This is a genomic window from Allobosea sp. 2KB_26, assembly GCF_052115715.1.
GTDB lineage: Bacteria > Pseudomonadota > Alphaproteobacteria > Rhizobiales > Beijerinckiaceae > Allobosea.
In genome coordinates, this window is the sequence record NZ_JBFRHE010000012.1 from 155,374 (window position 1) to 180,929 (window position 25,556).

The 25,556-nt window shown below is 64.2% G+C and carries 27 protein-coding genes and 2 tRNA genes; 4 read left to right on the forward strand and 25 right to left on the reverse strand.

Annotated features, from left to right (window positions below):
* Window positions 1–42: 42 nt before the first annotated feature.
* The 24 genes from AB4099_RS26235 to AB4099_RS26350 form a co-directional block, all read right to left on the reverse strand.
* Window positions 43–513, reverse strand: coding sequence for a peptidylprolyl isomerase (locus AB4099_RS26235; protein ID WP_043236776.1), 471 nt, complete (start codon window positions 511–513; stop codon window positions 43–45).
* Window positions 513–1,142 (reverse strand): hypothetical protein, encoded by a 630-nt coding sequence (locus AB4099_RS26240; RefSeq protein ID WP_441480209.1) that lies wholly within the window; start codon window positions 1,140–1,142, stop codon window positions 513–515. The genes AB4099_RS26235 and AB4099_RS26240 overlap by 1 nt, the downstream gene beginning before the upstream one ends.
* An 18-nt stretch (window positions 1,143–1,160) precedes the next feature.
* Entirely contained in the window at window positions 1,161–1,712 is a 552-nt protein-coding gene (locus tag AB4099_RS26245; protein WP_113518459.1) for a peptidylprolyl isomerase, read from the reverse strand.
* Between the two features lie 381 nt (window positions 1,713–2,093).
* On the reverse strand, window positions 2,094–2,324 hold the full coding sequence (locus AB4099_RS26250) for a DUF1467 family protein (protein WP_113518458.1): 231 nt from the start codon (window positions 2,322–2,324) through the stop codon (window positions 2,094–2,096).
* 102 nt (window positions 2,325–2,426) lie between these two features.
* Window positions 2,427–2,804: a RidA family protein gene (locus AB4099_RS26255; RefSeq protein WP_441480210.1), complete on the reverse strand. Its 378-nt coding sequence runs from the start codon at window positions 2,802–2,804 to the stop codon at window positions 2,427–2,429.
* Between the two features lie 34 nt (window positions 2,805–2,838).
* Entirely contained in the window at window positions 2,839–3,243 is a 405-nt protein-coding gene (gene mce, locus AB4099_RS26260; protein WP_043236779.1) for a methylmalonyl-CoA epimerase, read from the reverse strand.
* Between the two features lie 156 nt (window positions 3,244–3,399).
* On the reverse strand, window positions 3,400–5,070 hold the full coding sequence (locus AB4099_RS26265) for a ribonuclease J (protein WP_441480211.1): 1,671 nt from the start codon (window positions 5,068–5,070) through the stop codon (window positions 3,400–3,402).
* A gap of 110 nt (window positions 5,071–5,180) precedes the next feature.
* Window positions 5,181–5,939, reverse strand: a complete 759-nt coding sequence (locus AB4099_RS26270; protein WP_441480212.1) for a biotin--[acetyl-CoA-carboxylase] ligase — start codon at window positions 5,937–5,939, stop codon at window positions 5,181–5,183.
* Between the two features lie 13 nt (window positions 5,940–5,952).
* A complete protein-coding gene (nuoN, locus tag AB4099_RS26275) occupies window positions 5,953–7,380 on the reverse strand; it encodes an NADH-quinone oxidoreductase subunit NuoN (RefSeq protein WP_113518455.1) in 1,428 nt (475 codons plus the stop codon).
* Between the two features lie 12 nt (window positions 7,381–7,392).
* Window positions 7,393–8,904, reverse strand: a complete 1,512-nt coding sequence (locus AB4099_RS26280) for an NADH-quinone oxidoreductase subunit M (protein WP_441480213.1) — start codon at window positions 8,902–8,904, stop codon at window positions 7,393–7,395.
* A 4-nt stretch (window positions 8,905–8,908) separates the two neighbouring features.
* Complete coding sequence (nuoL, locus tag AB4099_RS26285) at window positions 8,909–10,906, reverse strand: NADH-quinone oxidoreductase subunit L (protein ID WP_441480214.1); 1,998 nt, start codon at window positions 10,904–10,906, stop codon at window positions 8,909–8,911.
* Window positions 10,907–10,933: 27 nt separating this feature from the next.
* Window positions 10,934–11,242 (reverse strand): NADH-quinone oxidoreductase subunit NuoK, encoded by a 309-nt coding sequence (gene nuoK, locus AB4099_RS26290; RefSeq protein ID WP_043236787.1) that lies wholly within the window; start codon window positions 11,240–11,242, stop codon window positions 10,934–10,936.
* Window positions 11,239–11,862: an NADH-quinone oxidoreductase subunit J gene (locus AB4099_RS26295; protein ID WP_113518452.1), complete on the reverse strand. Its 624-nt coding sequence runs from the start codon at window positions 11,860–11,862 to the stop codon at window positions 11,239–11,241. The genes nuoK and AB4099_RS26295 overlap by 4 nt, the downstream gene beginning before the upstream one ends.
* Before the next feature lie 181 nt (window positions 11,863–12,043).
* Complete coding sequence (gene nuoI / locus AB4099_RS26300; RefSeq protein WP_043236790.1) at window positions 12,044–12,532, reverse strand: NADH-quinone oxidoreductase subunit NuoI; 489 nt, start codon at window positions 12,530–12,532, stop codon at window positions 12,044–12,046.
* A 22-nt stretch (window positions 12,533–12,554) separates the two neighbouring features.
* Window positions 12,555–12,797, reverse strand: a complete 243-nt coding sequence (locus tag AB4099_RS26305) for a hypothetical protein (protein ID WP_113518451.1) — start codon at window positions 12,795–12,797, stop codon at window positions 12,555–12,557.
* Complete coding sequence (gene nuoH, locus AB4099_RS26310; protein ID WP_113518450.1) at window positions 12,797–13,816, reverse strand: NADH-quinone oxidoreductase subunit NuoH; 1,020 nt, start codon at window positions 13,814–13,816, stop codon at window positions 12,797–12,799. The genes AB4099_RS26305 and nuoH overlap by 1 nt, the downstream gene beginning before the upstream one ends.
* A 6-nt stretch (window positions 13,817–13,822) precedes the next feature.
* The gene (nuoG, locus tag AB4099_RS26315; protein WP_441480215.1) at window positions 13,823–15,886 is read right to left on the reverse strand and encodes an NADH-quinone oxidoreductase subunit NuoG; all 2,064 of its coding nucleotides are present in this window, start codon (window positions 15,884–15,886) and stop codon (window positions 13,823–13,825) included.
* Window positions 15,887–15,890: 4 nt separating this feature from the next.
* Window positions 15,891–17,195 (reverse strand): NADH-quinone oxidoreductase subunit NuoF, encoded by a 1,305-nt coding sequence (nuoF, locus tag AB4099_RS26320; RefSeq protein ID WP_113518448.1) that lies wholly within the window; start codon window positions 17,193–17,195, stop codon window positions 15,891–15,893.
* Between the two features lie 8 nt (window positions 17,196–17,203).
* On the reverse strand, window positions 17,204–18,148 hold the full coding sequence (gene nuoE / locus AB4099_RS26325; protein WP_441480216.1) for an NADH-quinone oxidoreductase subunit NuoE: 945 nt from the start codon (window positions 18,146–18,148) through the stop codon (window positions 17,204–17,206).
* On the reverse strand, window positions 18,148–19,338 hold the full coding sequence (locus tag AB4099_RS26330) for an NADH-quinone oxidoreductase subunit D (RefSeq protein WP_441480217.1): 1,191 nt from the start codon (window positions 19,336–19,338) through the stop codon (window positions 18,148–18,150). The genes nuoE and AB4099_RS26330 overlap by 1 nt, the downstream gene beginning before the upstream one ends.
* Before the next feature lie 2 nt (window positions 19,339–19,340).
* Window positions 19,341–19,775 carry a GFA family protein gene (locus AB4099_RS26335; RefSeq protein ID WP_441480218.1) on the reverse strand — a complete coding sequence of 145 codons (435 nt, stop codon included), beginning with the start codon at window positions 19,773–19,775 and terminating at the stop codon, window positions 19,341–19,343.
* Window positions 19,776–19,780: 5 nt separating this feature from the next.
* Window positions 19,781–20,386: an NADH-quinone oxidoreductase subunit C gene (locus AB4099_RS26340; protein WP_441480219.1), complete on the reverse strand. Its 606-nt coding sequence runs from the start codon at window positions 20,384–20,386 to the stop codon at window positions 19,781–19,783.
* Window positions 20,387–20,454: 68 nt separating this feature from the next.
* Complete coding sequence (locus AB4099_RS26345; RefSeq protein ID WP_069880655.1) at window positions 20,455–21,039, reverse strand: NuoB/complex I 20 kDa subunit family protein; 585 nt, start codon at window positions 21,037–21,039, stop codon at window positions 20,455–20,457.
* A 65-nt stretch (window positions 21,040–21,104) separates the two neighbouring features.
* Entirely contained in the window at window positions 21,105–21,485 is a 381-nt protein-coding gene (locus AB4099_RS26350; protein ID WP_069882720.1) for an NADH-quinone oxidoreductase subunit A, read from the reverse strand.
* A gap of 243 nt (window positions 21,486–21,728) precedes the next feature.
* Here AB4099_RS26350 and AB4099_RS26355 point away from each other — a divergent pair, with 243 nt between their 5' ends.
* The 4 genes from AB4099_RS26355 to AB4099_RS26370 all read left to right on the forward strand — a co-directional run bounded on the left by AB4099_RS26355 (window position 21,729) and on the right by AB4099_RS26370 (window position 24,258).
* A complete protein-coding gene (locus tag AB4099_RS26355; RefSeq protein WP_441480220.1) occupies window positions 21,729–22,052 on the forward strand; it encodes an HdeA/HdeB family chaperone in 324 nt (107 codons plus the stop codon).
* A 7-nt stretch (window positions 22,053–22,059) separates the two neighbouring features.
* The gene (locus AB4099_RS26360) at window positions 22,060–22,746 is read left to right on the forward strand and encodes a YcbK family protein (RefSeq protein WP_441480221.1); all 687 of its coding nucleotides are present in this window, start codon (window positions 22,060–22,062) and stop codon (window positions 22,744–22,746) included.
* 81 nt (window positions 22,747–22,827) lie between these two features.
* A tRNA-Val gene (locus tag AB4099_RS26365) sits at window positions 22,828–22,903 on the forward strand.
* Window positions 22,904–24,181: 1,278 nt separating this feature from the next.
* Window positions 24,182–24,258: transfer RNA gene (locus AB4099_RS26370), tRNA-Asp, on the forward strand.
* A gap of 243 nt (window positions 24,259–24,501) precedes the next feature.
* Here AB4099_RS26370 and AB4099_RS26375 read toward each other — a convergent pair.
* On the reverse strand, window positions 24,502–25,515 hold the full coding sequence (locus AB4099_RS26375; protein ID WP_441480222.1) for a MerR family transcriptional regulator: 1,014 nt from the start codon (window positions 25,513–25,515) through the stop codon (window positions 24,502–24,504).
* Between the last annotated feature and the right edge of the window lie 41 nt (window positions 25,516–25,556).

Sequence of the window (25,556 nt, forward strand, 5' to 3'; positions counted from 1 at the left end):
CATCTGAACTCAAGCCCCATTCGCACGGGGCCTGTGGCGATATCAGGCCGCGTCAGCCATCACCTTCATCGAGACGATGGAGTCCGGGTCACGCACCGGTTCGCCGCGCTTGATGTTGTCGACATTCTCCATGCCTTCAACGACCTGCCCCCAAACCGTGTACTGCTTGTCCAGGAAGCGGGCGTCGTCGAAGACGATGAAGAACTGGCTGTTGGCCGAGTTCGGGTTCTGCGAACGGGCCATCGAGCAGATGCCCCGGACATGCGGCTCGGCGTTGAACTCGGCCTTCAGATCCGGCAGGTCGGAGCCGCCGGTACCGGTGCCATGCGGGCAGCCGACCTGAGCCATGAAGCCGTCGATGACGCGGTGGAAGACAATGCCGTCATAGAAGCCCTGGCGCGCGAGGGTCTTCAGGCGCTCGACATGGCCAGGAGCGAGGTCCGGGCGCAGCTTGATGACAACGCGGCCCTTTGTGGTTTCCATGACGAGGGTGTTCTCGGGATCGAGCGACATCAGATCGGCCTTTCATTGGACGGCGCACGGCCGTGGAAGCGAATGGTGAAGGGTCGCCCCGCGATACTCGCTCCGAAGCGCGGCGACAACCTCACAGGTGCGCAGTTCCGGATGGCGTCGATCACGGAGGCGGTGAACCGTTCCCGCAGATCGGGATCGGTACGGCGCGTTTCCCAGGTGACGCGCGGCTGGCCAAAGATGCTGCCGTCGCGCCGCAGGCTGAAGCGGACAGTCGCCATGGCGCTGTCGCTGGAGCCGGTCATCGCAGGCGGATTCCAGCAGCGTCGAAACGCTGGACCGAGCTCGGAAATGCGATCGACAGCATCGCCATCAAAGGCCCGGGTCACTGGTGACACGGACCCGCTCAGCCCCGAATCGACTGGGGGCGGCAGGCTTGGAACCGCGCGGCGTGGCGCGTGCTCCCCGAATGGCCCACCGATTCCTGGCAGGTAGCGCTGCCCCGAAGGTGGCGGCAGAACCGGGTTCTGCGAGCCGGAAGGCGGCGGCAGAACCGGGTTCTGCGAGCCGGAGGGCGGCGGCAGGCCGAGATCGTTTGTGTCCTGCGCCGCGCCAGCGCCGACCATGACGATCGACAGGCCGGCGACGAACAGGGGCAGGACACGCGACATGGCTGCAGCCGCTCCTTGCTATTTCGCGTCGGACTGAAGACGCATTCGCACGATCTTGTCGGGGGCGCTGACCTGGCCGTTATTGGCCGAGCTGCCCTTCTTGATCTTGCGCGCCACGTCCATGCCGGACACCACCTCGCCGAACAAGGTGTACTGCCCGGTCAGCGAGCCACAGCCTTCGTAGCAGATGAAGAACTGGGAATTGGCGGAATCGGGCGATGCGGAACGCGCCATTCCGACCGAGCCGACCTTGTAGGGCGTGGGGGTGAATTCAGCCGGGAGATTCGGAAGGTCGGACTTGCCGGTGCCGGTACCAGTGGGATCACCGGTCTGGGCCATGAAGCCATCGATGACGCGATGGAAGACGATACCATCATAGAAGCCACGCTTGGTCAGCGCCTTGATCTGCTCGACATGCTTGGGAGCCAGATCGGGACGAAGGCGAATCGTGATGTTGCCGTCCTTGGTCTCGAGCACGACCGTATTGTTGGGGTCGGAGGCCGGCGCTTGCGCCTGGGCGCAGCCGAGCGACGCAGCAAGGGCGAGAATGGCGAGAGAACTGCGCAGCATGTGAAGCATCTCCGTCGTTGCCGGAGGATCCGGCCGATGATTACGGGCGTCGTAACGGCATCCTTTGACCGGAACAAGGCGTTGAGCCGCCTGATCTGGAGCATGCTGCACTGCACAAGAGCAAACTTCATTTAACTTGCAAAAAGATCAGGCTAGCGCTGCCTAAATGGGTGACAGCCCTGTCACAATCGGATACTCATCTGGCGCTGGGCTCGCTCGGGGAAACCTTGAGCGCCGCGGACCAGGTCTCGGGAGGAACAAACGCCCGCCTAGTATATGAGTCGTACGCAACCAGATGTGCGCCGTTACTGCGGAAAAAACAGACTCCAGGGCAAGGCTTCGGCCTTGCCCTTTGTTTTTGGCGTTACCGTCCGCTGTCGATCAAAGATCGTAGGCCGACCAGATATACCAGACGAACACGAAGATGATTGCGGCCAGGATCGTTGTAATCAGCGCCTTCTTGGCGAGGCCCGGAAGCACGGGGGCGCCTGGCTCGGTGCCCTGAACGACCTCCCCGTCCTCCGCCTGACTGCGGACTCCGAACGGCAGGGTCACGAACAGAACCGTCCACCAGATCACGAAATAAACGGCGAGACCGCCAGCAATGGTCATGGCCTGATCCTTTCTCGGGCGGAGGCGGTCATCTCATGGCAAGCCAGCGGGATTGCGGCAAGGTTCCTCGCTGCCGCAGCCCGTCGCAATCCACGCGAAAGCCTATCCGGCCAAGGCGACGCAGGAGAATGCGACGCGCGCTTCGGTGGGCACGCCGAACCGCGCGGTATGGCGCGCCGGCAGGCCGCCGGGAAAATGCTTCACATATTCAGCATTGCAGGCGGCGTAGTCGGATGGGTCGGTGATCAGCATCGTCATCTGCACGACGCGGTCGAGGCTGCTGCCGGCCTCCGTCAGAATCTCGCTGATCCGCCCCAGCGCATTGCGGACCTCATCGGCCGGTGTTTCACCGCGGTGGATGCCGTTTGCAGGATCATGCGGAGCCGAATGTCCGGAGACAAAGATCAGCCCCCCTGCCCGCGTCGCCGCACTGAACGGGCGTGGCGAGCCTGCTTCGGGCTCCCCGATGAACTCGATCATCAATCGTCTCCCGCATGTTTCGCGCCGCGCGATTTCAGGCCTGTTCCAGTTCAACGAGCGTCCCGCAGAAATCCTTGGGGTGCAGGAACAGGACAGGCTTGCCATGGGCACCGATGCGCGGCTCGCCGGAGCCGAGCACGCGCGCGCCCGTTGCCTTCAGCCGGTCACGCGCCGCAAGGATGTCGTCGACCTCGTAGCAGATGTGATGAATGCCACCATCGGCATTCCGCTCGAGAAATTTCGCGACCGGCGAATCCGCCCCGAGGGGCTCGAGCAACTCGATCTTCGTGTTGGGCAACTCGACGAAGACGACCGTAACGCCGTGCTCAGGCTGCGGCAGCGGCTGGGAGACGCGTGCACCCAGCGTATCGCGATAGAGCGCGCTTGAAGCCGCAAGGTCCTTTACGGCGATGGCGACGTGGTTGAGGCGACCGATCATTGAGAACTCCCTTGCGTCCGGCAGGTACACTGCCGTCCGTGCTGCCGACACCCGCGAAATAATCGGACCGGATCTCGTATCCAGTCCGATGATCCAACCTTTCACTGTTAGAATCGGCCTTCCCGAAAACAGCAATCCACTCTTCGGGCCGATGCTTTAGACCTCGATCACCAGCGCATGCACCAGCGGCTTCTTGCCCCATTCCTCGTTGACGGTGCTGCGCAGGCCACGCTCCAGCGCGTTGCGCAGCGCTTCAGGGTCGCGACGGCGGGCCTTGGGGATGTTGTCGAGCAGGTCTGAGACAGCATCGGCGACCAGTTCGTCGAAGGGCGTGCCGTCGCGCGCGGTTGGCGGCAGGCCGAGCACGGCAATCTCCGGCTCGCCGGCGATGCCGCCCTTGTCGTCGACCGCAACCGCGACCGAAATCATGCCGGCAAAGGAAAGCCTGCGACGCTCCTGGATCGTCTTCTCCGTAGCGTTCACCAGGAGAGCGCCGTCCTGATAAAGCCGGCCATGGGGTGCTTCATCGATCTTGCCGGCGCCGTCGGCCGTGATGGCGATGATGTCGCCATTGCCGGCACGAACGACGTTCTTGACGCCGAGCCCGCGTGCGAAGGCCGCGTGTTCGCTGAGATGCAGATCCTCGCCATGGGCGGGAATCGCGATCTTCGGCCGGAGCCAGCCATAGAGCCGGGCCATCTCCTCGCGGCGCGGATGGCCCGAGACGTGGACCAGATGCGTGCGGTCGGTGATGATCTCGATATTGTCCCGTGCCAGCGCATTCAGGATGTTGCCGACCGCCTTCTCATTGCCCGGAATGGTGCGGGACGAGAAGATCACGCGGTCGCCTGGCGACAGGGCGATCTCGGGATGATCGTCGGACGCAATGCGCGAGAGTGCGGCGCGTGGCTCACCCTGACTGCCGGTGAGCAGCGCCACAACCTTGTCGCGCGGCAGGTAGCCATAGTGCTCGACGGAGCGGAATGCCGGAATGCCGTCAAGGTAGCCGCATTCGCGCGCGACATCGATGACACGGTCCATCGCGCGGCCAACCACGACGACATCGCGATGACCGGCTATGGCAGCTTCGGCGACGGCTCGCAGGCGGGCCACATTCGAGGCGAATGTCGTAACGGCGACGCGGCCGGGCGCCGAAGCGACCAGTTCCTTCAGCTTGGCTGCGACGTCCGCCTCACTCGGGCTGATGCCGTCGCGCATGACGTTGGTCGAGTCACAGACCAGGGCGAGTACGCCCTCGTCGCCAAGCTCGCGCAGTCGCTTCTCGTCGGTCGGCAGGCCGACTTGCGGGGTCGGGTCGATCTTCCAGTCACCGGTATGAACGACGAGGCCAACAGGGGTTCGGATCGCCAGAGCGCAGGATTCCGGAATGGAATGGGCGACCGGCACGAACTCGATCTCGAAGGGGCCAAGCGTGACATGTCCGCCCTGGGCGACGACGTTGATCGGGACCTTCGGAGCGCCGGGCTCGCCCAGCCGCCGCGTGGCAAGCAGCCCAGCCGCGAACGGCGTGCAGTAGACGGGCGCGCGCAGGGAGGGCCACAGCGCAGCGAGCGCGCCGATATGATCCTCATGCGCGTGGGTGATCACGATGCCGAGCAGATTGGCCCGTTCCTCGATGATATAGCGCAGGTCGGGCAGGACGATGTCGACGCCCGGAACCTCGGGACCGGCAAATGACAGGCCGCAATCGACCAGGATCCATTTGCGCCGCCCTTCAGGTCCGAAGCCGTAGAGTGCCGCATTCATACCGATCTCGCCTAGGCCGCCGAGGGGAACGAAGACGAGTTGGTCGCTGGAACGGGTCACGGGAAATCCTAAGGCAGAAGGCAGGCGCAGGGCGCGCCGGATGAATGGCAAGGCCTAGCATGAAGGCCGTGGAAGAGCGACAGGAGCCGCCCTGGGACAGGCGTGACCGTTCAGCCGGGAGGGCCGAAATAGAGATCGCCTGCGTCAACCAGATGGCGCGCGCCGGCGACATCGAGTTCGAGCCGGCCCGAAGCGTCGAGGCCAAGAAAGCGACCGCTCAGCGGCCCCTCCGCCAGGCGCAGGGTGATGGTCTCGCCGAGGAATGCTGCACGTTCGAGCCAGGCCGCCCGGGTCGGGCCAAAGCCGCCCGGCAATGACCAGGCATTGAAGCGGGCAACCCAGGCGTCGCTGAGCGCGGCCAGCAGAGCCTCGATACTCGCAGCCTGGTCTTCGGCCTTCAGGAAGGTCGCTGGATAGGGGGTATCGTCCGGTCGGCTGGCGACATTGACGCCCATGCCGATGGTGACCGCAAAGCGCCCTGCCCGGCTCTCGCCTTCGAGCAGCAGCCCCGCCGTCTTGGCGCGGTCGATCAGCAGGTCATTGGGCCATTTCAAAGCAAGGCGCGGAGCAGAGAGGCCGGTCACCCTGGCTGCGGCGTCATGCAAGGCGAGGCCGGCAACAAAGCCGAGCTGCGGCGCCAAGGCAGGCTCGCAGGGCTGCACGAGCAAGAGGCTGGCGTAGAGATTTCCGGGCGGAGAGCCCCAGTTGCGACCATGACGACCGCGCCCGGCGCTTTGGCTGCGAGCCACGATCCAGAGTAAGCCAGGGTCGCCCTGGTCGGAGGCGCGACGCGCCTCTTCCATGGTCGAGCCGACCGCGTCCCGCACGATCAGCCGGTAGCGGGCGGCGCGTGCCGCCTCGCCGAGCACGCCGCCCGCCCCCTTAGAACAGCGACTTGGCGGCAGCAGCAGCCGAGTCGAACAGCGGGGCCGGCACGAAGGAGAGCATCAGCACGAACAGGGTCGAGACCAGCAGCACGCCGCGCACGCCGATGTCCCCCTTCTCGAAGGCCGGCTTCGCCTCGTCGAAATACATCACCTTGATGACGCGCAGGTAGTAGTAGGCGCCGACCACGCTGGTCACCACGCCGATCACGGCAAGTGCGTAGAGCTTGGCATCGATCGCGGCATAGAAAACGTAGAACTTCGCCCAGAAACCGGCCAGCGGCGGAATGCCGGCGAGCGAGAACATCATCATCGCCAGCGCGAAAGCCATCCAGGGATTGGTACGCGAGAGCCCGGCAAGCTCGGAGATGTCTTCGACGGGCTTGCCGTCGCGGCGCATCATCAGAACGCAGGCAAAAGCGGCAAGCGTCGTGGCGAGATAGATCGCCATATAGGTCATCACGCCCTGGACGCCCGCTGCCGTTCCCGTCGCGAGGCCAACCAGCGCGTAGCCCATATTGGCGATCGAGGAATAGGCGAGCAGGCGCTTGATGTTGCGCTGGCCGATGGCAGCGAAGGCGCCGAGCGCCATCGAGGCGATCGACATGAAGATGATGATCTGCTGCCACTCATGCAGCGCGCCCGGGAACGCCCCGACGAAGATGCGAACCATCATCGCCATCGCAGCCATCTTGGGCGCAGTCGCGAAGAAGGCGGCGACCGGCGTCGGCGCCCCCTCATAGACGTCCGGCGTCCACATGTGGAAGGGCACAGCCGAGATCTTGAAGGCAAGGCCGGCGGCGACGAAGACGATGCCGAAGATCAGCCCGAGGCTGATATGCTCGCCGTGAACCGCCTGGGCGATGCCGGAATAGGTCACGGTGCCGGTGAAGCCATAGACCAGCGAGCTGCCATAGAGCAGCATGCCCGAGGACAGCGCGCCGAGGACAAAGTATTTCAGGCCCGCTTCGGTCGACCTGGTATTGTCGCGGTCGAAGGCGGCGACGACATAGAGCGCAAGGCTCTGCAGCTCGAGACCGATATAAAGGCCGATCAGGTCGCTGGCCGAGATCATCATCATCATGCCGATCGTGGCGAGCACGACCAGCACCGGGAACTCGAAACGCATCGAGCCGTCGCGGCGCATGAAATCGCCTGCGAGCACGATCGCCGCGCCTGCACCGATCAGGGTCAGCGCCTTCATGAAGCGGCCGAATCCGTCAGCGACGAAGCCGCCGTTGAAGGTCACTGCCTTGCCGGTGCCTGCCAGCACCAGCACGAGCGCGAGCGCGAGCAAGGCAAGTCCGATGGCTTCGAGCGTACGGGTCGCGCCCTCGCCGCGAATAGCGCCGTAGAGCACCATGGCGATCGCGCCGATGGCGAGGGTGATTTCCGGCAGAGCTGGGCCGAGGGCGGGCAAGGTCATTGCTGCCAAACCTTACTGTACGACCAGCATCGCCGTTTTCGCGGCGGTGAGTGCGGCCTGATAATTCTTGATGAGGGCTTCGGTCGGCGCGGCAAAGGCGTCGAGGATGGTACCCGGCGCAATGCCGTACCAGATCGTCAGCAGCATCAGCGGAGCGAGGATGACGACCTCGCGGGTGTTGAGATCGGTGATGCCCTTGAGCTCGGGCTTCACAAGTTCGCCGAACACGACGCGGCGATAGAGCCAGAGCGCATAGCCAGCCGAAAGGATGACGCCGAAGGCCGCAAAGAACGCGACCCAGGGATTGGCCTTGAAGGCCCCCAGGATGGTCAGAAACTCGCCGACGAAGCCGGCCGTACCGGGCAATCCGACATTGGCCATGGTGAAGACCATGAACGCGACGGCGTAACGCGGCATCCGGTTGACCAGTCCGCCATAGGCGGCGATTTCGCGGGTATGCATGCGGTCATAGATCACGCCGACGCAAAGGAAGAGTGCGCCGGAGACCAGCCCGTGGCTGACCATCTGGAACATCGCACCCTGAATGCCCTGCGGCGTCAGGGTGAAGAGGCCCATGGTGACGAAACCCATATGGGCGACGGACGAGTAGGCGATCAGCTTCTTGATGTCCTCCTGCATCAGCGCCACCAGCGAGGTGTAGATGATGGCGATGACGGAGAGCGCGAAGACCAGCGGCGCAAACATCGCCGAGGCTTCCGGGAACATCGGGATCGAGAAACGGATGAAGCCGTAGCCGCCCATCTTCAGCAGGATCGCCGCCAGGATGACGGAGCCCGCGGTCGGTGCTTCCACGTGGGCGTCAGGCAGCCAGGTATGGACCGGCCACATCGGCATCTTCACGGCGAAGGATGCGAAGAAGGCGAGCCAGAGCCAGGGCTGCATCGAGACCGGGAACTTGTGCGCAAGCAGCGTCGGGATGTCGGTGGTACCGGCATTCCAGTACATAGCCATCAGCGCGAGCAGCATCAGCACCGAGCCGAGCAGCGTGTAGAGGAAGAACTTGTAGGACGCGTAGACGCGGCGCTTGCCGCCCCAGATGCCGATGATCAGGAACATCGGGATCAGGCCGGCCTCGAAGAAAACGTAGAACAGCACGAGATCGAGCGCGACGAAGACACCGATCATCAGCGTTTCGAGGATCAGGAACGCGACCATGTATTCGCGAACCCGCTTCTCGACCGACGTCCAGGACGCGAGGATGCAGAACGGCATCAGGAAGGCGGTCAGCACCACGAACGGGAATGAGAAACCGTCGACGCCGAGCTTGAACCTGATCGCATCCGAGACCCAGCCATGGGTCTCGACCAGCTGGAAGGCCGGATTGGCCGAGTCGAATCGGCCCCAGGCGACGCAAGCCAGGAAGAAGGTCGCGATCGTCGTCGCCAGCGCGACATAGCGAGCGTTGGAGCTGACCGAAGCCTCGTCGCCGCGTTGCGCCAGGATGAAGGCGGCGCCGACCAGCGGCAGGACGAGTAGACCGGTGAGGATACCGAAACCGAACATCATCTCACCCGCGAGTCAGCAAATACCAGGTCACCAGGCCCGCAACGCCGATCAGCATGGCGAAGGCATAGTGATAGACAAAACCGGTCTGGAGCCGGACGACGCGGTTGGTGACATCGACCACCCGAGCCGAGACGCCATCGGGGCCGAAACCGTCGATGATGAAGCCATCGCCCTTCTTCCAGAGGAAGCGGCCGAGCCATTTCGCCGGACGAACGAACAGGAAGTCGTAGATCTCGTCGAAATACCACTTGTTGAGCAGGAAGCGGTACAGGACAGGGTTCGCCTTCGCGAGCTTGCCTGGCACGTCCGGGCGCAGCACGTAGCAGTAGAGCGCGCCGACGAAGCCGACCACCATCGCGATGAAAGGCGAGGCCACGACCCAGCCGGGAACCTCGTGCATCGCGTGCAGGATGTGGTTGTCCTTGCCGGTGAACAGCGAGGCCTTCCAGAAATGCTCGTAGTCGTGGCCGATGAAGGCTTCCTTGAAGACGAAGCCCGCGGCAACGGCGCCGAGCGCGAGCACCGCAAGCGGCACGAGCATGCTGAGCGGGCTCTCATGCGGCTGGTGCGCGTGGTCGCCGTGACCGTCATGGCCATGTCCGGCATGCGCAGGGTCGTCGTGACCATGCGCGTCATGGCCGTGGCCGGCCCAGCGCGGACGCCCCTCGAAGGTCATGAAATACAGGCGCCAGGAGTAGAACGAGGTGAAGCAGGCAGCCACGACCAGGAGCACGAAGGCGTAGTCGGTAGCGAAGCCATGCTTGGCCGCAAAGGCGCTCTCGATGATCGCGTCCTTCGAGAAGTACCCGGCGAAGAACGGGAAGCCGGTCAGCGCCAGCGTGCCGATCGTCATCGCCGCCGCGGTGAAGGGAATGTGCTTCCGCAGGCCGCCCATGTGACGCATGTCCTGCTCATGGTGCATCGCGTGGATGACCGAGCCGGCCCCGAGGAACAGCAGCGCCTTGAAGAAGGCGTGGGTGAAGAGGTGGAAGATGCCGGCGGAGTAGGCTCCGACGCCAAGCGCGACGAACATGTAGCCGAGCTGCGAGCAGGTCGAATAAGCGATCACGCGCTTGATGTCGTTCTGCACCAGACCGACGGTCGCCGCGAAGAAGGCGGTGGTTGCGCCGATGACGACGACGACGGTCATTGCGACCGGCGCATATTCGAAGATCGGCGACAGGCGCGCCACCATGAAGACGCCGGCGGTGACCATGGTCGCGGCATGAATCAGTGCCGAGACCGGGGTCGGGCCTTCCATCGCGTCAGGCAGCCAGGTGTGGAGCAGGAACTGCGCCGACTTGCCCATCGCGCCCATGAACAGCAGCAGGCAGGTCAGGGTCAGCGCGTTCCACTCATAGCCGAGGAACCGGAAGGTCTGGCCGGTCAGCTCGCCCGCCTTCGGGAAGATGCTGTCGAAGGTGACCGAGCCGAACAGCACGAAGACCAGGGCCAGGCCGAGAAGGAAACCGAAATCGCCGACGCGGTTGACGACGAAGGCCTTGATCGCAGCCGCGTTCGCCGAGGGCTTCTGGTACCAGAAGCCGATCAGCAGATAGGAGGCGAGACCGACGCCTTCCCAGCCGAAGAACATCTGGACCAGGTTGTCCGCCGTCACCAGCATCAGCATGGCGAAGGTGAAGAGCGAGAGATAAGCGAAGAAGCGCGGCCGGTGCGGATCCTCGTGCATGTAGCCGATCGAGTAGAGGTGCACGAGCGAGGAGACGGTGTTGACGACGACCAGCATGACCGCGGTCAGCGTGTCGATGCGGAAGGCCCAGTCGACGCGCAGATCGGCGGATGCGAGCCAGGTCGCGACCTGGATGCGCGTGGTGCCCGCGCCGAAGCCGACATTGAAGAAGGCGATCCAGGACAGGACGGCCGAGACCATCAGCAGCGAGGTGGTGACGATCTCCGAGGCACGTGATCCGATCAGCCGGCCGAAGAGGCCGGCAATCAGGAAGCCGAGGAGCGGGAGGAAGACGATCGCGTGATACATGGCAGCTAGCAGGGCGCGCAGGCGCGCTCAGCCTTTCATCATGTTGATGTCTTCCACCGCGATCGTGCCGCGATTTCGGAAGTAGACGACAAGAATGGCGAGGCCGATCGCGGCTTCCGCCGCCGCAACAGTCAGCACCAGGAGCGCAAAGACTTGGCCGACGAGGTCGTTCATGAACGACGAGAAGGCCACGAAGTTGATGTTGACCGCGAGCAGGATGAGCTCGATCGACATCAGGATGACGATGACGTTCTTGCGGTTGATGAAGATGCCGAGCACGCCGAGCGTGAACAGGATCGCGCCGACCGCGAGATAATGTCCCAGGCCGATCATCAGACGGTCTCCTCAGGCAGGCCGGCGCGCGATGGCACCTTGCGCACTTCCATCGCGGTTTCCTTGGTGCGGGCATTCTGGGCGACGACGTTCTGGCGCTTGACGCCGGGACGGTCGCGCAGGGTCAGCACGATCGCGCCGATCATGGCGACGAGCAGCACCAGACCGGCCGCCTGGAAATAATAGACATACTGGGTGTAGAGCACCTGGCCGAGCGCCTCGGTGTTGCTGATATTGGCCGGGATCGCGGCGACAGGCGTGCTGACGATCTTCGGATCGATCACCCAGGCGCCAACCACCAGCAGCAGTTCGACCAGGAAGATCAACCCGACCAGCGCCCCGACCGGCAGGTAGTTCAGGAAGCCCTGGCGGAACTCGGCGAAGTCGACGTCGAGCATCATCACCACGAAGAGGAAGAGCACCGCGACCGCGCCGACATAGACGACGACCAGCAGCATCGCGAGGAACTCGGCCCCGAGCAGCAGGAACAGGCCCGCCGCATTGACGAAGGCCAGGATCAGGAACAGCACCGAATGAACGGGGTTGCGCGACGACACCACCATGAACGCCGAAGCGACGGTGATGCCAGAGAACAGATAGAAGAATGCCGCTGCGGCGTTCATCTCGGTCAGCCCTTCCGCCCTTGCGGGCGGCCCTCGTTTCAAGCGTGCCCAAGCGAGTCAGGCACAGTTTTGAGCGTCTATAGAGAGGCCCGCCGGACGCGACAACCGCGCGACGCTCCCCATCCCTCGTCATCCCTGCCCGCTGCCCCGGATGCCCGGAGCCGCGGAGGACTTCACCGCCTCAGCGATACGGCGCATCCATCGCGATGTTGCGCGCGATCTCGCGCTCCCACCGATCGCCGTTCGCCAGCAGTTTTGCCTTGTCGTAGAACAGTTCTTCGCGGGTTTCGGTCGCGAATTCGAAGTTCGGCCCCTCGACGATGGCGTCCACCGGGCAGGCTTCCTGACAGAAGCCGCAATAGATGCACTTCGTCATGTCGATGTCGTAGCGCGTGGTGCGACGCGTGCCATCATTTCGGCGCGGGCCGGCCTCGATGGTGATCGCCTGCGCCGGGCAGATCGCCTCGCAGAGCTTGCAGGCAATGCAGCGTTCCTCGCCATTGGGATAGCGGCGCAACGCGTGCTCGCCGCGGAAGCGCGGCGAAAGCACGCCCTTCTCGAAGGGATAGTTGAGCGTCGCCTTCGGCTTGAAGAAATAGCGCATCGACAGGAAGAACGCCGAAACGAACTCCTTGAGAAGCAGCCCTTTGGCGGCTTGCGCGAGTGACATCGCTCTCATCCTCTTCACAAACTCAACCGAACAGCAGACGGCCGAGCAGGTAACCCAGAATGGGGAAGAACCCCATGGTGCCGATCAGAAAGACGATCCTGAACAGCCTGATGCGCCGTTCGTAATCGTCTTTCTCCTCGCGTGTCGTCGAGGTATCCGTCCGGCGCAGCGCGCGCTCGACGAGGCCTCCGACGACCTTGTAGTCCACCCACCCCAGGACCAGACCGACGGCAGCGCCGATCAGCCCCGCGGTGGATAATTCCATCAGCGCACCGGCCCCCAGCCGGTGATCTGCAGCACTGCCGCGACGACCACGACCGAGACCAGCGAGATCGGCAGGAACACCTTCCAGCCCAGCCGCATCAGCTGATCATAGCGGTAGCGCGGCACGAAGGCCTTCACCATGGCGAACATGAAGAACACCAGGCAGATCTTGAGCGCGAACCAGAACACGCCGGGCAGCCAGGTGAAGGGCGCGATCGGGAACGGCGGCAGCCAGCCCCCGAGGAACAGGATCGTGGTCAGCGAGCACATCGTCATGATCGCCACGTATTCGCCGAGCATGAACAGCAGATACGGCGTCGAGGAGTACTCGACCATGAAGCCGGCGACGAGCTCGGACTCCGCTTCCGGCAGATCGAAGGGCGGCCGGTTCGTCTCGGCCAGAGCCGAGATGAAGAAGACGACGAACATCGGGAACAGCGGCAGGAAGAACCAGCGCAGCATACCCCAGCTCGTGTTCTGCGCCTCCACGATGGCCGACAGGTTCAGCGAACCGACGCAAAGCAGGACGGTGATGATGACGAAGCCGATCGAGACTTCGTAGGAGACCATCTGGGCCGCCGAGCGCAGGGCGCCGAGGAACGGGTATTTCGAATTCGAGGCCCAGCCGCCCATGATCACGCCATAGACGCCGAGCGACGAGATCGCGAAGATATAGAGGATGCCGACATTGATGTCGGCGATCGCCCAGCCATCCGCGACCGGGATGACCGCCCAGGCCGCGAGCGAGAGCACGCAGGAGACCAGCGGGGCGAGCAGGAAGACGCCCTTGTTGGAGCTCGACGGGACGATCGGCTCCTTGAAGACGAATTTCAGCAGGTCGGCAAAACTCTGGAACAGGCCGAACGGCCCGACCACGTTCGGTCCGCGCCGAAGCTGCACCGCCGCCCAGATCTTGCGGTCCGCCAGCAGGATGAAGGCGATGAAGACGAGCAGGCAAACCAGCAGCAGCAGGCTCTTGCCGAGAATGATCGCGAGATCGAGGACGATATCCCAGTTCATCTGGCCTTACTCCGCCGCCTGCCGCATCCGGCCAGAGGCCAGCGCCGAGCATTCCGCCATCACGGCCGAGGCACGCGCGATCGGGTTGGTCTGGTAGAAATCAGAGACCGGCGAGGCGAAGCCAGCCTTGTCGGTCTTGCCGCCGAGTCCCGCAAGGGCGCTAAGCGAAGAGGCGTCAGCCGCGGGAAGCGTATCGAGCCCGGCGAAATGCGGATGGGCAGCATAGAGTGCCTGGCGCAGCGCCGCGAGCGAGTCGAAGGGCAAGGTCTTGCCGAGTACACCGGAGAGCGCCCGCAAAATCGCCCAATCCTCGCGGGCATCGCCCGGCGGGAAGGTGGCACGATCGGTCATCTGCACCCTGCCCTCGGTATTGGCATAGGTGCCGGACTTCTCGGTATAGGCGGCGCCCGGGAGGATGACATCGGCGCGATGCGCGCCACGGTCGCCATGCGTGCCCTGATAGACCACGAAAGCCCCGGCCGGGACTTCGACCTCGTCGGCGCCGAGCAGGAACAGCACATCAAGTGCGCCGGGCGAAACCATGCCGGCGACATCGAGTGCCCCCTCGCCCGGCACGAAGCCGAGATCGAGCGCACCGACGCGCGCGGCCGCGGTATGCAGCACGCCGAAGCCGTTCCAGCCATCCTTGACCGCGCCCAGCACCTGTGCCGCCTTGGCGGCGAGCGAGAGGATCGCTTCGCCATCCGCGCGGGCGAGAGCGCCCTGCCCGACCAGAACCATCGGCTTGTCGCCGGCGGCGGGAGCGCGCTTGACGAGATCGGCCAGGGTCTCGGGACCAGCGCCGAGATAGTCATGGGCGTAGGTCAGATCGGCCTGTTCGCCGATCAGCGAGACCTTGAAGTCACCGCGCAGCCAGCGCTTGCGGATGCGGGCGTTAAGGATCGGCGCTTCCCTGCGGGGATTGGCACCGATGATCAGCAGCGAGGTCGCATCCTCGATCCCGGCGATGCCGGCATTGAGAAGGTAGCTGGCGCGGCCATGCTTGGGATGCAGTTTCGCACCATCCTGGCGACTATCGATATTACCGACCCCAAGCGAGGCCATCAGGCTCTTGAGTGCGAACGTCTCCTCGACCGCGGCAAGGTCGCCGACGATCGCGCCGACGCGCTCAGGCCCGGTCGCATTCAGCCGGTCCGCGATCAGCGCGAAGGCCTCGTTCCAGCTTGCAGGCTTCAGCGCGCCGTTCTGCCGGATATAGGGCCGGTCGAGACGTTGCGTGCGCAGGCCGTCGACGACATGGCGGGTCTTGTCGGAGATCCACTCCTCGTTCACCGCCTCGTTGACGCGCGGCAGGATGCGCATCACTTCGCGGCCACGGGAATCGACCCGGATGGCGGAGCCGACCGCATCCATCACGTCGACGGATTCGGTCTTGGTCAGTTCCCAGGGCCGGGCCTTGTTTTGGTAGGGCCGCGAGGTCAGCGCGCCGACCGGGCAAAGATCGACGATATTGCCCTGGAGTTCCGAACCCATCGCTTGTTCGAGATAGGTCGTGATCTCCATGTCCTCGCCGCGGCCAATGGCGCCGAGATCGGTACCGCCGGCGACTTCGGTGGTGAAGCGGACGCAGCGCGTGCAGTGGATGCAGCGCGTCATCGTCGTCTTCACCAACGGGCCAATATACTTGTCCTCGACCGCGCGCTTGTTCTCGGCATAGCGGGAATTGTCCACGCCATAGGCCATCGCCTGGTCCTGCAGGTCGCACTCGCCGCCCTGGTCGCAGATCGGGCAGTCGAGCGGGTGATTGATGAGCAGGAATTCCATCACCCCTTCGCGCGCCTTCTTGACCATCGGCGACTTGGTCGAGACGACCGGCGGCTCGCCATTGGGGCCGGGGCGCAGGTCGCGCACGCCGATGGCGCAGGAGGCCTGGGGCTTCGGCGGTCCGCCCTTCACCTCGACCAGGCACATGCGGCAATTGCCGGCGATCGAGAGCCGCTCATGGAAGCAGAAGCGCGGCACTTCGGCGCCGGCAGCCTCGCAGGCCTGAAGCACGGTGTAATCGGCCGGGACGTCGACCTCGATACCGTCGATGACGAGTTTGGTCATGGTCTTACTCCGCCGCCATCAGCCGCGCCGGCTCGGAATGCGGATTGGCGGCATAATCGTCGATGCGCTTTTCGATCTCGTGACGGAAATGCGCGATCAGGCCCTGGATCGGCCAGGCCGCGGCATCGCCGAGTGCGCAGATCGTGTGGCCTTCGACCTGCTTGGTGACGTCCAGCAGCATGTCGATCTCGCGCTTCTGCGCCCTGCCCTCGGCCATGCGGTTGAGCACGCGCCACATCCAGCCCGTGCCCTCGCGGCACGGCGTGCACTGGCCGCAGCTCTCATGCTTGTAGAAATAGCTGATGCGGGCAATGGCGCGGACGATGTCGGTCGACTTGTCCATGACGATCACCGCGGCGGTGCCGAGGCCCGAGCGCAGCTTCGAGAGCGAGTCGAAATCCATCGGCGTGTCGATGATCTGCTCCGCAGGCACCATGCGCACGGAAGAGCCGCCGGGGATGACGGCGAGCAGATTGTCCCAGCCGCCGCGGATGCCGCCGCAATGGCGGTCGATCAGCTCGCGGAACGGGATACCCATCACCTCTTCGACGTTGCAGGGCTTATTCACATGGCCCGAGACGCAGAACAGCTTGGTGCCGACATTGTTCGGGTTGCCGAGCGAGGAGAACCAGCTCGCGCCGCGGCGCAGGATGGTCGGCGCCACCGCGATCGACTCGACATTGTTGACGGTGGTCGGGCAGCCATAGAGGCCGACATTGGCCGGGAATGGCGGCTTCAGCCGCGGCATGCCCTTCTTGCCCTCGAGGCTCTCCAGCAGCGCCGTTTCTTCGCCGCAGATATAGGCGCCAGCGCCGTGATGCACATAGAGATCAAACGGATAGCCGTGCTTGTTGTTCTTGCCGATGAGGTTTGCCGCATAGGCCTCGTCGACGGCGCGCTGCAGCGCCTCGCGCTCACGGACGTATTCGCCACGAATATAGATGTAGGCCGCATGCGCGCCCATGGCGAAGGAGGCGATCAGGCAGCCCTCGACCAGCGTATGCGGGTCGTTGCGCATGATCTCGCGGTCCTTGCAGGTGCCGGGCTCCGATTCGTCGGCATTGACGACGAGGTAATGCGGACGCCCGTCGTTCTGCTTCGGCATGAATGACCACTTGAGACCGGTCGGGAAGCCGGCGCCGCCGCGCCCGCGCAGGCCCGAGCGCTTCATCTCGTCGATGATCCAGTCGCGCCCCTGCTCGAGCAGGAACTTGGTGCCGTCCCAGGCGCCACGCGCCATGGCGCCCTTCAGCGACAGGTCGTGCCGGCCGTAGAGGTTCGTAAAGATGCGGTCGCGATCTGCGAGCATGTCTCGCCTCACTCTTTCGGCTTGTCGCTGGGCTTGGCAGCCCGCGTACGGCGCGCCGGCGCATCAGCCGGCTTCGCAGATTCAGCAACGGCGTCCTTGTCGACCTTGCCGCCGGCTGCCGGTGTGTCCTGCGCGGAGCCCGCAGGCTGGGCCGGGGACGAAGGCTTCGGACGGGCGGGAGCCGCCGTCTCGGTCGCAAGCTTGGTCTCAACCGCAGCCGGCGTCGCCTCGGCAGCCTTGGCCGCTGCTTCCGCCGCAGCCGTGGCGGCTGCAGCCTCGGCCGCCGCCTTGCGCTGTTCGGCGACGCGAGCCTGCCAGTTGCCGGCCCCGATCACGGAGCCGTCATAGAGGCCCGGATCCTTCAGCGTTTCGCCACCACCGACCGGTTCTGAGCAGGAGCGGTCGACCTGCGGGCCGGGCTTGGTCGGACGATCATGTCGCAGATCATCGAGGAGCGCGCGGAAATTCTCGGGCGTCAGGTCTTCGTAATAGTCGAAATTGACCTGCGCCATCGGGGCGTTGCAGCAGGCGCCGAGGCATTCGACCTCGAGCCAGGACAGCTTGCCATCGGCAGATACGGTCGATTGCGGGCCGATGACATCCTCGCAGACCTTCTTCAGCGCCTCAGCACCGCGCAAGGCGCAAGGCGTCGTGCCGCAGAGCTGGATGAAGTGAGCGCCGACCGGCTGCAGGTTGAACATGGTGTAGAAGGTCGCGATCTCCAGCACGCGCATCGGTGCCATCGAGAGCTTCTTCGCCACCGCCTCGATCGCGGCGCGCGGAACCCAGCCATGATGCTGTTCCTGAGCCTTCCACAGCAGCGGAATCACGGCGGAGGCCTGCCGGCCTTCCGGATATTTGGCGATCTGCTGGTCGGCCCAGTTCTCGTTCGCCGCCGTGAAGGCGAAGGAAGCGGGCTGAATATGATCGGGTGCGAGACGACGGACGGACATTAGCGGTCCACCTCACCAAAAACGATGTCGAGAGAGCCGAGGATCGCGGAGACGTCCGCCAGCATGTGCTTGCGGCACATGAAATCCATGGCCTGGAGATGGGCGAAGCCCGGAGCCTTGATCTTGCAGCGATAGGGCTTGTTGGTGCCGTCGGAGACGAGATAGACGCCGAACTCGCCCTTGGGCGCCTCGACGGCGGCATAGACTTCGCCTTCGGGAACCTTGTAGCCCTCGGTGTAGAGCTTGAAATGGTGGATGAGCGCTTCCATCGAGCGCTTCATCTCGCCCCGCTTCGGCGGCACCATCTTACCGTCGAGGGACGAGACCGGCCCGCCGCCATCGGCCGCCAGCAGCTTCGCGCAGCACTGCTTCATGATGCGCACGGACTGGCGCATCTCTTCCATGCGGATGCAGTAGCGGTCGTAGCAGTCGCCGTTCTTGCCGATGGGGATGTCGAATTCCATCTCCTCATAGCATTCATAGGGCTGGCTCTTGCGCAGGTCCCAGGCGGCGCCGGAGCCGCGCACCATCACGCCCGAGAACCCCCATTTCCAGCAGGTGTCGAGATCGACGACGCCGATATCGACATTGCGCTGCTTGAAGATGCGGTTGTCGGTGAGCAGCCCCTCGAGGTCGTCGCAGACCTTGAGGAACGGGTCGCACCATTCGGCGATATCGTGGATCAGCGAGGGAGGCAGGTCTTGGTGAACGCCGCCCGGCCGAACATAGGCCGCATGCATGCGCGCGCCGCAGGCCCGCTCGTAGAAGATCATCAGCTTCTCGCGTTCCTCGAAGCCCCAGAGTGGCGGCGTCAGCGCGCCGACGTCCATGGCCTGCGTGGTGACGTTGAGGATATGCGAGAGGATGCGACCGATCTCGGAATAGAGCACGCGGATGAGCTGGCCGCGCCGCGGCACGGTCACCCCCATCAGCTTCTCGACCGCAAGCGAATAGGCATGCTCCTGGTTCATCGGCGCGACATAGTCGAGCCGATCGAAATAGGGCAGCGCCTGCAGATAGGTCTTGGCTTCGATCAGTTTCTCGGTGCCACGATGCAGCAGGCCGATATGCGGATCGACGCGTTCGACGATCTCACCATCGAGCTCCAGCACCAGGCGCAGCACGCCGTGTGCCGCCGGGTGCTGCGGCCCGAAATTGATCGAGAAATTGCGGATGTTGTGCTCGGTCATTCTCAGCCCGCCTGTTTCGCGGCGAATTCGGCGACGACCTGCGCGCCGGTCTTGCGCGGCCGCTCTCCTGCAAAGGCATAGAGCGCTGGCTTCTCGTCGATGAAGATTTCTTCGGTGAAGGCGAAGGGCGAAAGGTCGTCGAAGCTCTGCATCGAGACGGCGACATGCCCCTCTGCGCCGCGCAGCCGCCAGAACAGACTGGAGCCGCAGGTCCTGCAGAACACACGCTCGCCCCAGTCAGAGGACGGATAGACGCCGAGCGCGGCGTCGTCGTCGACCGTCACCCCGGTGCAGGGCACGGCCATGAAGGTGCCGCCGCTCCATTTCCGGCACATGCCGCAATGGCAGACATCCATTTCCAGCTTCTCCGGCACGGCCGCAAAACGGACCGCGCCGCAGAGACAGCCTCCGGACAGGGATTTGTCGGCAGCAGCCATCGCGTTCAGGCTCCCTTCGCCTTCTCGTCACCGGGCAGCACGTAATCCGTGCCTTCCCAGGGGCTCAAAAAGTCGAAATTCCTGAATTCCTGGGTGAGCTTCACGGGTTCGTAGACGACCCGCTTCTGCTCGTCGTCATAGCGTACCTCGACGAAGCCGGTTAGCGGGAAATCCTTGCGCAGCGGATAGCCCTCGAAACCGTAATCGGTGAGGATCCGGCGCAGATCCGGGTGTCCCGAGAACAGGATTCCATAGAAATCATAGGCCTCCCGCTCGTACCAGTTCGCCGCCGGGAAGATATCGATGATCGACGGAACCGGTGTCGCCTCGTCGGTCTGCACCTTGACGCGGATACGCCGGTTATGGCGCGGCGACAGCAGATGATAGACGACGTCGAAGCGTTTTTCGCGGGCGGGATAATCGGCGCCGGCGATATCGGTGAAGTTCACGAAGCGAAAGCGCGGATCGTCACGAAGCGTCGCCATGAGCTGGACGATCGACGCGGCCTCGACCTCGACCGTCAACTCCTCGAAGGCGACGACAGCGTTCACGACCGCGCCAGGCAGCGCAGCCTTGATCTCTTCACCGAGTGTCACGAGCTCTTCGCTCATCTCAACCTCAACCTTTTCGCCGCTCGCATCGTCACGACCGGAGCAAGACCCGCCTTGGTGCAGGGCGTTTAGCGTTCGATCGTGCCGGTGCGCCGAATCTTCTTCTGCAGCAGCAGCACGCCATAGAGCAGCGCTTCAGCAGTGGGCGGGCAGCCGGGAACATAGATGTCGATCGGCACGATGCGGTCGCAGCCGCGCACCACCGAGTAGCTGTAGTGGTAATAGCCGCCGCCATTGGCGCAGGAGCCCATCGAGATGACGTAGCGCGGCTCCGGCATCTGGTCATAGACCTTGCGCAGCGCCGGAGCCATCTTGTTGGTCAGCGTGCCGGCAACGATCATCACGTCGGACTGGCGTGGGGACGCGCGTGGCGCGAAGCCGAAGCGCTCGACGTCGTAGCGCGGCATCGACAGCTGCATCATCTCGACGGCGCAACAGGCGAGGCCGAAGGTCATCCACATCAGTGAACCGGTACGCGACCAGTTGATCAGGTCGTCGGTCGCCGTGACTAGGAAACCCTTGTCCGCGAGTTCGTTGTTGATCTCGACGAAGAAGGGATCGCGCGCACCCACCGGCTTCCCGTCCGGGCCGAGCAGCCCCCGGGGCGCGGGCGCGACGAGCGGATCGCCGCGGTCGATCGCTGTGATTGCCATGAAACTACCCTTGTGAACCCGTTACCGTCAGATCAACACCGAGGCGGCGCCTCGCGAGCCGACGGTTAGTCCCACTCCAACGCGCCCTTGCGCCATTCGTAGACGAATCCGACGGTCAGGACGCCCAAAAAGATCATCATTGACCAAAAACCATACCAGCCGAGATCGCCGAATGCGACCGCCCAGGGGAACAGGAAGGCGACCTCGAGATCGAAGATGATGAACAGGATCGAGACCAGATAGAAGCGGACATCGAACTTCATGCGCGCGTCATCGAACGCGTTGAAACCGCACTCATAGGCGGAGAGCTTTTCAGCGTCCGGTTTTGAATACGCGACGGCGAACGGTGCGATCAGCAGCGCAAGACCAATGACCATGGAAACGCCGATGAAGATGGCCAGCGGCAGGTAGTCGCTCAGCAAGGACGGTACAGGTAATGCTTGCATGGACAACCTCGCTTCGCGGGCCCAGACCCGCGGCACACGCATCGGCAGTCGATTAGCCCCTACTCTAGAATCACGCAAGGGTTCGCCGCGTCGCACAACCGCGCCACCGCAATGAACCAGACGCATTGCACGCATTTTTTACTGCGAAACCGATAGCTCGCACCAAGTAGCAGGCGCGCGCCGCGACAAGATGGTTACGAATCGGCTTTATTGCGGGAATCAGCCGCCCCAGGAGCGAGACGCATGGTCCGACCACTCCACCATATCGCGGCGCTCGCGACTCTGGCCGGAAGCGTGCTCGCCCCCGCTGGTGCAACACATGCCGAGAGTATCGATCTCACCCGCGCGACCTGCGCCGATTTCAGCGCCATGACCGGCAACGACCAGAGTCAGCTCGTGCTGTGGCTCGCCGGCTATTATGCCGGCGGCGCGCAGCGTCCGTTGCTCGACGTCGAGAAGGTCACCGCGGCGCCTGCCGAACTTCTCTCGCTCTGCGCAAAGACGCCGCAGCTTCCGCTCCTCGGCGCCGAGACACGCGCCGTCTTCCTGCCAGCGCCCACCCCCTGAGATGCCTTTGCCTAAGCCCTTGCCTACAGGAAATACCGGATCGCCCCTGCCGCTCAGGTTCCCGTTGCCGCTGCTCGCGATCGTCTTCGCCTTGTCGGCATCTCACGCCGGCGCAGAGGACGGCCAGATGATGCTGGCGCCGCTCCCACCCGGACGTCCCTTCGATCTGGACCTGCCGGCAAAGGCGGCGATGCCTGCCATCGTGGTCCCTCCCCCGGCCGCCCCGGTTCTTGCTCCCGTGCCAGTCGCCGAGCAGGCCGATTCTCCGCCGGCCCCGAATTCGCCTGCCGCGACAGAACCCGATGAAGATGAAGGCCCGGAATGGCCGAAGCTGACACCCGGCCAGAAGGCCGGAGCGGAGCCGGCCTTCGATCCGGACGAAAAACCGGACCGGCCGGGCATCTCGACTGACCCCGGCACCTCGACCGCCTGCCTGCCGCAATTGCTCAAATCGATTCTCGGCAAGATTGCCGACAAGTACGGAGCCGTGAAGGTGACCTCGACCTGGCGGCCGCCCTGGCGCGCCCGGCGCGGCTCCTATCATAAGCGCTGTGAGGCCATGGATTTCCGCGTACCCGGCGTGCGGCCGCGCGTCGTGCTCGACTATGCCCGCTCACTCCCGGAGGTCGGCGGCCACAAGGTCTACTGGAACGGACTTATCCACATCGACACGGGACCACGCCGGCCCTGGTGAGACTGGAGGGGCCTTATCCTGGCTTCCCCTGTTCTCAAGGCTTGAAGGCGCGGCGATGAAGCCTTAAACCGCAACTCGGAGGGGCGGTTAGCTCAGTTGGTAGAGCATCTCGTTTACACCGAGAGGGTCGGCGGTTCGAGCCCGTCACCGCCCACCAGCGCCCGGCACCATGAATTCAGGCCAGTTCCCGCCCTGCTTCCGGCAGAGCGCGGGGCCGGTGTGCTCATCTAGCCCCATTCTGTCCGCGATTGCCGCCCCCAGGGATTCGTTCAGGCTGTCGCGGCAACGGGTGTCTATCGGTCCATAGCCCTGTTCTGCATTCTCGATCGGCAGGGTGGTTGATTGCACCGTACATGCGACGGCCCTTTGACCCTTTTGCAAGGCACCGGCCGTGAAGTGTCGTTATCCTGTGCGCGCGGACAACGCCCAGAGGTCGCCGAGCCGTTCACAGGGACGCCGTTCTCGTGACGTGCACGATGATCCAGGGAGCGCCCCACAGCAGCAGCAGCAAGACGAGGATCAACAGCCACGCTCGCTGCCATCCGCACAATCCGACCAGTTCAGGGCCGGGGAGATGAGAGCTGCTGGCGCCTCCCCTGGATCGTGCCCCGTCGTTTCGCTCAGCTGCTCGAGCAGCTTTCTGATCGTGTCGCCCCGCACCGATCATCGCCGGGAGATCTGACGGATCGCGCCATCGAGACAGCCCAGTATGTGAGCGTCGCGAGCCTCTGAGCGGAGCAGCGCCGGATGGTCGCCAGCCTGCTCCACAGGCTCACCCAGCGGCCAGCTGGTTACCATCCCGATCGGGTCGATCATCTGCGCTGCCCGCGGGCCTGCGACGCCATGCGCCTCAAGCCGGAGGCAGAGTTCCGCTCGCAATTGTCGAATGCGCGTCGCGTCCGTCATCGTTTCGCCCCCGCCCGGGCCTGTTGGTTAACCACAGGTAAGCATGAGCAGATTTCGGCCGGCAAGCGGATTCGTGTGCGAACAAAAAGCCGGCAATGGAGCCGGCTCGGCGCTCCGCGATGCCATGAAGCCGCCCTCTCCAATGGGGGTGGCCGTTGCGAGCGTGTCCGAAAGTTGTCGGCCGAACCGGCCTGTTGATAACTCGGCTGAGGTGCTTCGGCTGAGGAGCCTGCCGAATCCGTCTTTGGACCGGGCCCCGGCCCATTTTCGGGGTTCTGAGCCTCTGCCCGGCTCGAGCTTTCACGACGCGCGACGGCTCACGCGAGCAGCCGAAAGTGCCGATGAAATCGAGTTCGAGGCGACTTGTGTCTCGTTTTGCACTGCAAAAGTCGGCGGCTTGCGCCTGCCGGCGCACCCGACGGTTTGGAATTTGGGGAAGATGAATTTTGCCGGCACCTCGCGCTTGACACCGCCGGCCCGGCACCCTAATCCCAACCTCGCTGAGGCCAAGACGCCTTAGCCGCCCAGCGCGGGCGTAGCTCAGTTGGTTAGAGTGCCGGCCTGTCACGCCGGAGGTCGCGGGTTCGAGCCCCGTCGCCCGCGCCATTTATCTCAAGCAGATAGATGAAAATTCGCATCCACCGTTACAAGCGGTTTTGGATGATGTTGGGCCCGGGGTGACTGCTCCTCCCGCCTTCGCCTCTCATTGTTTTCGGTGTGGTCCAAGCACGGTTTCGAGCGCTCCATCACGACGTGTTTGATGCGTCGAAGTGACCGCCGCAGGCGCTGCAGATTCGCCGTCTGCACGCGCCGTCGATTCTCGCTTCGAATCGGAAGACGCTCTCGCGCCTATGGCACTGGTCGCAGCCACAGGGTGTGAATCACGCCGTCGTCAGTCCAGCCGATTCCGCATTCCAGCACGCCGGGCGCGGCGAAGCGCGCCTCATAGACATCGACCCCACTCTGTCCGACGCCGTTGAAGCGCAGCGCCTCCAGAGCCCCCTTGGCCAGCAACGCAGCGCTCACCAGGGAGAACTGCTCCTCGACGGCCACAGCCAGTTCCGGGCTCATCTTCTCGACATAGCGATATCCTGCCTGATGCTCCTCGATGACGCGGCGCAGTGTCGTCTCGCTGTCGGGATGCGGGAGGTTGGACTGGACCCTGCGGCCCAGCGCCTCTGCGATCCTCCGGGCCTCGTCCGCGCTGATGCGCTCGGCCATCGATTCGTGGCCATCCTGATGGAGGACCAGGGCCTCGGCGCGCCCGCCAGGACCGGGAACAAAGCTGACCTGCGCTGCTGGAAACTTCAGAAAGAACTTCGTGGCGCTCTCGGCAAAGAGTTCCACGGGCATCTGCCCCGACGTTTCCAGAAGAAGCGCATCGCCCTTTCGACTGATCGACAGGATCAGCCCGGAGGTGAGCCGGTAGTCCCCGACATAGTCGTCGAGCAGGGCCGGATCGATCGTGATAGCGGGGCGCGGCCGCGCTTGCTCATAGCGCCGCCAGGCGACTTCGTCGGTCTGCGTTTCACTCATCGTGGCCTCCTTCGCCAGCTTGATCAGTTCGTCGGTCGACAATGAGCCGCCGGTCGACAGCTTCGCCAACGCCGCCCCGACCAGAGACAGCCCACGCTCAGTGCGGCTGTGCTGCTCCCGCAGGGCGGCTTGCTGCAGCGTCAGGATGCGATCGAGATCGACCGCCTTGCCCTGCAGCAGCGCGGTGATGCGTGCCAGACTGAGCCCGAGCTGCTTCAGCGCAAGGACCTCATGCAGGCGGGCGATCTCCTCGGCGCCGTAGAGCCGCCAGCCCTTCTCGGTGCGGCGCGGCTTGATCAGGCCGCGCTTCTCGTAGGCGCAGCGCACGCGCCGTCATACCAATGCGCTCTGCGCATTCATGAGCGGCC

What these genes read in the sequence shown, in the direction of transcription:
- nuoI (WP_043236790.1), bottom strand. Translation starts at nt 12,532, where the DNA reads ATGTCACTCGCGCAAGCCGCCAAAGGGCTGCTTCTCAAGGAGTTCGTT.
- mce (WP_043236779.1), bottom strand. Translation starts at nt 3,243, where the DNA reads ATGATCGGTCGCCTCAACCACGTCGCCATCGCCGTAAAGGACCTTGCG.
- nuoF (WP_113518448.1), bottom strand. Translation starts at nt 17,195, where the DNA reads ATGCTCGCAGATCGCGACCGCATCTTTACGAACCTCTACGGCCGGCAC.
- AB4099_RS26345 (WP_069880655.1), bottom strand. Translation starts at nt 21,039, where the DNA reads ATGGCAATCACAGCGATCGACCGCGGCGATCCGCTCGTCGCGCCCGCG.
- nuoN (WP_113518455.1), bottom strand. Translation starts at nt 7,380, where the DNA reads ATGACCTTGCCCGCCCTCGGCCCAGCTCTGCCGGAAATCACCCTCGCC.
- AB4099_RS26280 (WP_441480213.1), bottom strand. Translation starts at nt 8,904, where the DNA reads ATGTTCGGTTTCGGTATCCTCACCGGTCTACTCGTCCTGCCGCTGGTC.
- AB4099_RS26305 (WP_113518451.1), bottom strand. Translation starts at nt 12,797, where the DNA reads ATGGAATTATCCACCGCGGGGCTGATCGGCGCTGCCGTCGGTCTGGTC.
- AB4099_RS26335 (WP_441480218.1), bottom strand. Translation starts at nt 19,775, where the DNA reads ATGGCTGCTGCCGACAAATCCCTGTCCGGAGGCTGTCTCTGCGGCGCG.
- nuoH (WP_113518450.1), bottom strand. Translation starts at nt 13,816, where the DNA reads ATGAACTGGGATATCGTCCTCGATCTCGCGATCATTCTCGGCAAGAGC.
- AB4099_RS26355 (WP_441480220.1), top strand. Translation starts at nt 21,729, where the DNA reads ATGGTCCGACCACTCCACCATATCGCGGCGCTCGCGACTCTGGCCGGA.
- AB4099_RS26340 (WP_441480219.1), bottom strand. Translation starts at nt 20,386, where the DNA reads ATGAGCGAAGAGCTCGTGACACTCGGTGAAGAGATCAAGGCTGCGCTG.
- nuoE (WP_441480216.1), bottom strand. Translation starts at nt 18,148, where the DNA reads ATGTCCGTCCGTCGTCTCGCACCCGATCATATTCAGCCCGCTTCCTTC.
- AB4099_RS26250 (WP_113518458.1), bottom strand. Translation starts at nt 2,324, where the DNA reads ATGACCATTGCTGGCGGTCTCGCCGTTTATTTCGTGATCTGGTGGACG.
- AB4099_RS26235 (WP_043236776.1), bottom strand. Translation starts at nt 513, where the DNA reads ATGTCGCTCGATCCCGAGAACACCCTCGTCATGGAAACCACAAAGGGC.
- AB4099_RS26255 (WP_441480210.1), bottom strand. Translation starts at nt 2,804, where the DNA reads ATGATCGAGTTCATCGGGGAGCCCGAAGCAGGCTCGCCACGCCCGTTC.
- AB4099_RS26330 (WP_441480217.1), bottom strand. Translation starts at nt 19,338, where the DNA reads ATGACCGAGCACAACATCCGCAATTTCTCGATCAATTTCGGGCCGCAG.
- AB4099_RS26245 (WP_113518459.1), bottom strand. Translation starts at nt 1,712, where the DNA reads ATGCTGCGCAGTTCTCTCGCCATTCTCGCCCTTGCTGCGTCGCTCGGC.
- AB4099_RS26240 (WP_441480209.1), bottom strand. Translation starts at nt 1,142, where the DNA reads ATGTCGCGTGTCCTGCCCCTGTTCGTCGCCGGCCTGTCGATCGTCATG.
- AB4099_RS26295 (WP_113518452.1), bottom strand. Translation starts at nt 11,862, where the DNA reads ATGAACGCCGCAGCGGCATTCTTCTATCTGTTCTCTGGCATCACCGTC.
- nuoG (WP_441480215.1), bottom strand. Translation starts at nt 15,886, where the DNA reads ATGACCAAACTCGTCATCGACGGTATCGAGGTCGACGTCCCGGCCGAT.
- nuoL (WP_441480214.1), bottom strand. Translation starts at nt 10,906, where the DNA reads ATGTATCACGCGATCGTCTTCCTCCCGCTCCTCGGCTTCCTGATTGCC.
- AB4099_RS26350 (WP_069882720.1), bottom strand. Translation starts at nt 21,485, where the DNA reads ATGCAAGCATTACCTGTACCGTCCTTGCTGAGCGACTACCTGCCGCTG.